This window comes from Microcoleus sp. D3_18_C2 (assembly GCF_036702395.1).
In the GTDB taxonomy this organism is placed as follows: Bacteria; Cyanobacteriota; Cyanobacteriia; order Cyanobacteriales; family Microcoleaceae; genus Microcoleus.
Window position 1 is genome coordinate 1 of record NZ_JAUBTG010000110.1, and the last position, 6,393, is coordinate 6,393.

Sequence of the window (6,393 nt, forward strand, 5' to 3'; positions counted from 1 at the left end):
ACCGCAGAGGGCGCAGAGAACGCAGAGGGAGAGAATACAGAGATGAATACAGGACGATGCTACCGGATTTGATATCACATATCTAGTGGGAGCATCTGTGCTGCGAGTAAAAACCGTTTTTTTGGAGTGCGAGCATCCCGCACAGCACAGTATATACATATAGCGAGGGGGACGATCGCACCCAGAGTAAAAGCAAAACTGAGATGCTCCCTATCTAGTCTGGTAAAATAACCGTTATAACTTTTGTAGTGAGGACGGAAGTCCGAGCGAGTTTTATGAGGACTTCCGTCCTCACTATAAACCAATTTTATTCTGGTTGTTCGAGCGGACATAATATGATTAACGACTAATAACTAATAACTAATAACTAATAACTAATGAGTGATGACGATCGAGTTTGATGATTCCAATGCAGCCGGAAACGAGATTAGCAGTAAGGGTGCAATGCACAAATGGCTTTCGGTGGTGGGGATTGGCGAAGACGGACTTTCGGGATTGAGTGCGATCGCCTTTACCCTCCTCTCTCAATCTCAAGTCGTTGTCGGCGGTGCCCGTCACCTCGCAATGCTACCAACCGACGACACCCGCGAAAAATTGGTTTGGGCTTCGCCCCTACAAGCAACAGTCGATCAAATCATCCGCCGCCGGGGACAGTCTGTGTGCGTGCTCGCAAGCGGCGATCCCATGTGTCACGGCATCGGCGTCACGCTGTCGCGCCAGATTCCCATTTCGGAAATGACTGTAATTCCGGCGGCATCGGCTTTTAGTCTTGCTTGCGCCCGTTTGGGTTGGCCATTAGCCCAAGTTGAGACTTTCAGTTTGACAAATCGCCCGATCGCATCGATCGCCCTTGCTTTCTCGCCGGGGGCGCGCTTGCTGGTGTTGAGCGCTGACAGACACACGCCGGGAAAGGTGGCACAATTGTTGACACAGCGGGGGTTTGGTAGCAGTTTGATGACTGTGTTCGAGCGGATGGGATCGGGATCGGAACGTCGGAGCGAGGGGGTCGCAGCAGCCTGGAATGCAGCGGATTTGGCTGATTTGAACACGATCGCGATCGCAGTTGCAGCCGATCGACAAACTCTTATCCTCCCCCGAACTGCGGGTTTGCCGGATGCTGCTTATCGCCACGACGGACAACTTACCAAGCGGGAGGTTCGAGCCGTTACTCTGTCAACGTTAGCACCGATTCCCGGAGAGTTGCTTTGGGATGTGGGGGCGGGCTGCGGTTCGATCGCGATCGAATGGATGCGGAGTCATCCTCGGTGCAGGGCGATCGCGATCGAACGCCACCCAACTCGACTGCAATACATCGCCGAAAATGCCTCGACTTTCGGCGTTCCCGAACTCGAAATTGTGGCGGGATCAGCGCCGGAAGCCCTGACAAATTTGCCTCAACCGAATGCTATTTTCATCGGCGGCGGTGTCACCGCAGAAGCTGTGCTGGAAACTTGCTGGAATGCTTTAGGTGAAGGCGGCCGATTAGTTGTTAATGCGGTGACAGTTGAGAGCGAGTTTAAAGTTTTGCAATGGCACGATCGTTATGGCGGGGAACTCATTAGAATTGGGATTCAGCGAGTAGGGGCGATCGGTTCTTTTCAGGGTTGGAAGCCGCTTGCGCCGGTGACTCAGTGGGCGGTAGTTAAGGGGTAAAAGGACTTACCCAGGCGCGATCGAAGAAACCGGGTTTTTGACGAAATCTGCGGGCTGTCACGCGTATTCTCAGCCAAAAAACCCGGTTTCACCGGCCCCCATGCGTAAGTCAAAAGGTAAAAGGCGATCGCTCTATTTCCATCTTTGATATCTAAGTGAATGAAGCAGTTATAAACACGGCGAAAACGTAATAGCTTCTTCAAATCTAGCAATATAGAATACCCGATAGGCGTCTTCTGTCCACTATGCTAAGATGAAAGCTGGTTTACATTTTTTGATGAGGTCGTTATGACCAGTTCGCTGTCTCCTACAAGAATTTCTCGCTATGTCACCCGCAATCCTGAAGTTTTGCAGGGGGAACCGATTATTGCAGACACTCAAGTTACTGTACGGGATATTGTGGTGTTTTGGAAATCGGGAATAAAGCCTGAAGAAATCCCACAGAAGTTACTTCAACTCGTGACGGCGGCTCAAGTGTTTGATGCCATTAGCTTTTATCTGGATAATCAGCCAGAAATTGACGATCGGATTGCTTGGTATGAGGCGCGTCCGATGTTGAATGTTTCACCTCTTTTGAGATGTAATCCGTTGCTGAATGAAGTCACGAAATATGTTGAAGCATATCGCCACGATCGAAATGCCGATATCGATTTTCCTGAGTCTGAGACCCTATGACTCAATATATTCTCGATACCGACCATATCACACTGCTGCAACACTCTAATCCACTCATATTGCAACGTTTTGAAGCTCTCCATACCAGGGATGTTGCTATTACTGTCATCAATGTTGAGGAATTGATTCAGGGCTGGTTCAATGCAATTCGTCAAGCTTCGCAACCCGGACAGAAGCAACACTTAACTTGGGCTTATGTGGGTTTGAGATCGGCTGTTAAATTTCTCAACGATTTTCTCGTTCTGGATTTTACCGAATCAGCTTGCGAGCAATATTTGGCGCTGCGCCGTCAGGGAATACGAATTGGGACACAAGACTTGCGGATTGCGTCCATTGCTTTGGTTAATAACTCAATTTTAGTGACGCGAAATCGACAAGATTTTGCACAAGTGCCAGGACTGGTTTTGGAGGATTGGACATAACAATTGCCAAGCCCAGCTTATGTGGCATTTCCAACTTCTGCGAGATGCCAGAAAGTCATGCCACCTTCATTATGACTGAGCAAAATCCCCAAATCTTCGAGGCTTTCTAAACAGTCGAGAATGACTTTTTGTTTGCGGCTGGCTGCTTTGAAATGGGCGGTGACTTGGGCGGCTGTCCATTCGCCGCTTTGGGTGCGGAATAAGTCGCGGATGGCCCAAAGTTGCTCTTTGAGGGTTTTGGGGAAGGGTTGTTGTTCCGTGGGGGCGATCGAGGTTTCGGTTCCAGTGGTGATACCTGCAAGGGATGGTTGCACGTAGGTTTCGCCGGGGGCTTGGTAGTCGGGACGTAGCCAGCGAATCAGTCCGTTGCGTTCTTCCTCGGCGCGTTGGGCGTTGAGGGTGACGAGGTTTTCCAGGATTTGGTCGTCGGTGAGGGTGGGTTCCCAACCATAGGCGGCAAATACGGCGGCATCGAGTTCGTCGTGGATTTGTTTGAGAGTGGAGACTAGGGCTTTTTGCTTGAAGGCTTTGTCTTTGTCGTCGAGGGGTTCGCCTTGGCGGAGTTTTTCGAGGAGGTTGTACATCCCGGTGATGGTGACTTCGGGGTGAGTGGCTTGGACTCGTTTGCGGTGGCTGTCGAGGCGTTCTCCGAGTTCGCGGATGGTTTGTTTTTGGGTGTCGGTGGGAGTGGGGAAGGGGAAGGGGTCGAAGACAATTGACGGTTTCCATCGCAAATCATTTCCCTTGCCCATTCGCGGTGCAATCTTTTTAAGCCATTTTTGATGTACTAAGGATTCTAAAATCCCTAAAATCCAGGCATCATCTGATGCGACTGTGTAAAGCTGAACATCCGGCAAAACATCACTATCAACAAAAAAGAATGGCTTAAATTTAGAAGTGTCTGGCGTGACAATAAATCGATTCAAATTGTTGACAGCTTTTCTTAATCCTGGTCTTTTCTCGCCAAAAAGCCACCAATTCTCCCGATTTGATTTTCTATTTTGCTGATCTCGAAATGGCTTAACTGTTGTTAGAAGCCTTTGGAATAATAGAGGAAACTGTTGAGAGGCTTCATCTTTAGATAGACCGAAAAAATCAATAATCCACTTTTTCTGAAAACTTTGAACTAAATCTCTCCCAATCGCATACGATCTGATGACTGACGGCAAATTCTGCTTGTCTAAATCAAGCTGTTGGAAATCATGTTCTTCAATTCTAAACCCTGTGCCTAATGGAATAACACCCTGAAATGAGATGCCATCATTTGATTTTAACGGTTTCATTTTGACTGTATCACGGCCAACAGTCAAATCAGAATTAATCAATCCCTTAAATACCTCAAATTTTAAAATTTCATTTTCATTTTCTCCCTGAGATTCATACTTGACTTTCATCAAAAAGCCTGAAATTGACGGTTCGGGTGTCACGACAGTCATAGCAATACGTACAGCAGCACCATCTTTACTATCTGTCCAAGGATGATCGGCAATAGCAAAGTAAAGAGATATTTGTTTATCGCCGACATAATGGTCTAGAACTTTCCTATTGAATGATTGAACAATACTATTTGTTGTAATAAAGCCAAACCTTTGAATTTTCTTCGACTTGGCAAGATTTGCTGCCTTCTCCCACCAGTACATTACAAAGTCAACCGTATCTGACAAGTTTTGGTAAGTCTTCCTCAAGCATTCAACATACCCGTCATCAAGGCTCTCACGCATTCTCTTATTCCCAATAAACGGCGGATTCGAGACAATATAATCTGCCTTTTGCCACTGGGCCGCCCTCGGATTTAAATACCGATAAATCGTTACTTTGTCTGTAGGATCGGGAATATCTTCCCCCGTCACCGGACTTTTAATCATCCTTCCGCCCCAGCGAGTTCTCACCTTCCCCGCCGCATCCACATCCGGTTCCCTCCCGTCATAGGCCAACACGGCATCCCGGCATTCAATATTGTTGTACTCGCGCAACACAGGTTCGATCGGCGGAATGTCGCCAAACCGCCGAAAATGCCACTGCAAATACCCAATCCAAATCACCAAATCTGCGATCGCCGCCGCCCTAGGATTGATCTCAATTCCCAAAAACTGACTCGGATTAACTTGAGCAATATCTAACAGCAACTGCGCCGATCCGGTGACATCCTCCAAGCGTCGCAACACCTCCGATTCCAACCCCTTCAACAAATCCAATGTCACATACAGGAAATTACCAGATCCGCACGCCGGATCGAGAATCTTCACCTGTTGTAACTCCGTCAGAAATGCCTCTAAAACTGATATCGCCTTTTTCCTTTGATTTGCAGTCGGTTCCGATTCTCCCGCGTTGAGCAACTGTTTAACCTCCGCTTGTACCGCAATCCAGCGATCGCCCAAAGGTTCCATCACCACAGGCTTTACCAACCTTTCCACATAGGATCGCGGCGTATAATGAGCCCCCAACTTACTCCGTTGCCTAGAATCCAGCGCCCTTTCCAACAACGTCCCAAAAATCGCCGGTTCCACTTTGCACCAATCCCGCTTCGCCGCCTGCAACAAAACTTCCAACTGCGCCTTTGTCAACGCAAACGCCTGCGACTCCGCAAACAATCCCCCATTAAACCGCAACAGTTTGCCATGAAAACCAAAACTCGTCCCCTCATTCATCGCCTCCCACAGCGCCTCTACCTCCGGCTTAAACGTCTTCGGATTGAGAATCCATCGCGTTTCCAGCGCCTGCGTAAACAAATGTTCTTTCAACAACCCCACATCCTCAGCAAACATGGTGAAAATACAGCGCATCAAAAACTGCGCGACTTGCTGCGGATCGACATTCCCCTCCATCCGCTTCGCCAACTCTGCCAAATCCGCCGCTACTTCCCGCGTCACCCGCGCTGCAATTTTCTCTGGATTGCGCTGCTGCGGATTGCTAAAAATATCCACAAACAAATCGAAAACATCGGCTTTCTGCAACTCAATTAGCCCAATTTCTCGCCGCGCCCCATAGCCGCCATAATCCCCGCTAAAACCCATCCATAATTCAAAATGATCGCCAATATCGCAAGTTAACAAAAAGGGCGGTTTGCTGCTGAGACTGCGGGTATAGGCAACTGCCTGCACAAACGCTTTTTCCATCTCTCGCAAATAGGTATTTGTCCCCCGCTTTGCCGTTCCTTTTTTGCTCGTTGTTCCGCCCTGTTTTGCCTCGATTAAAAAATGATCGGCTTTGTAAAAATCAACAAACCCCGGAGTTACTTTGCCGCTGGGGTGAAAAATTTTGACATCCTTATCAAAGCAGTAGGGATCGTTGGGAATTCTGCCTTTATCAAAAGGGCGATCGACTCCCAGCGCATCGCACATTTCGGCAAAAAACAACTGGTAGTTTGCCCGTTCGTTACCGCTAGAACCTGCCCAGCGTGTGATGAATGTTTCGACTCGCGTGCGATCGGCTTCATTCATGTTTCAACCCTGTTGCTTGCTTTTTCCTGATTCTATAATTAGATCGGTTTGAATTTTCGATTTATCTTGCGATTTTGCTTTAAGCTGTTACGCATTTAAATTGGAAAATCGGGATAGGCTAGAAGCCCAGGGGGAACGCATCTTATTGAACACTGTTCATCAGTGGTGAGTATATTTTGAGATAAATTCACCATTATTAGAAG

At 48.1% G+C, this 6,393-nt stretch carries 5 protein-coding genes; 3 read left to right on the forward strand and 2 right to left on the reverse strand.

Features of this window, described 5'->3' with window-relative positions; all coding sequences use genetic code 11:
• Positions 1-74: 74 nt before the first annotated feature.
• Positions 75-305, reverse strand: coding sequence for a hypothetical protein (locus QUA88_RS28900; protein ID WP_333107821.1), 231 nt, complete (start codon positions 303-305; stop codon positions 75-77).
• A gap of 79 nt (positions 306-384) precedes the next feature.
• Here QUA88_RS28900 and cbiE point away from each other — a divergent pair, with 79 nt between their 5' ends.
• From cbiE to QUA88_RS28915, 3 genes are all read left to right on the forward strand, one after another.
• Positions 385-1,653, forward strand: a complete 1,269-nt coding sequence (cbiE, locus tag QUA88_RS28905; RefSeq protein ID WP_445243061.1) for a precorrin-6y C5,15-methyltransferase (decarboxylating) subunit CbiE — start codon at positions 385-387, stop codon at positions 1,651-1,653.
• Positions 1,654-1,941: 288 nt separating this feature from the next.
• A complete protein-coding gene (locus QUA88_RS28910) occupies positions 1,942-2,328 on the forward strand; it encodes a DUF433 domain-containing protein (protein WP_333057493.1) in 387 nt (128 codons plus the stop codon).
• Positions 2,325-2,750 (forward strand): type II toxin-antitoxin system VapC family toxin, encoded by a 426-nt coding sequence (locus QUA88_RS28915; protein ID WP_333057492.1) that lies wholly within the window; start codon positions 2,325-2,327, stop codon positions 2,748-2,750. Before QUA88_RS28910 ends, QUA88_RS28915 begins: the two co-directional genes overlap by 4 nt.
• Positions 2,751-2,767: 17 nt before the next feature.
• Here QUA88_RS28915 and QUA88_RS28920 read toward each other — a convergent pair whose 3' ends face one another.
• On the reverse strand, positions 2,768-6,190 hold the full coding sequence (locus QUA88_RS28920; protein ID WP_333275162.1) for a DNA methyltransferase: 3,423 nt from the start codon (positions 6,188-6,190) through the stop codon (positions 2,768-2,770).
• Between the last annotated feature and the right edge of the window lie 203 nt (positions 6,191-6,393).

Coding starts and splice junctions, on each gene's coding strand:
- cbiE (WP_445243061.1), top strand. CDS start 385: ATGACGATCGAGTTTGATGATTCCAATGCAGCCGGAAACGAGATTAGC.
- QUA88_RS28910 (WP_333057493.1), top strand. CDS start 1,942: ATGACCAGTTCGCTGTCTCCTACAAGAATTTCTCGCTATGTCACCCGC.
- QUA88_RS28915 (WP_333057492.1), top strand. CDS start 2,325: ATGACTCAATATATTCTCGATACCGACCATATCACACTGCTGCAACAC.
- QUA88_RS28920 (WP_333275162.1), bottom strand. CDS start 6,190: ATGAATGAAGCCGATCGCACGCGAGTCGAAACATTCATCACACGCTGG.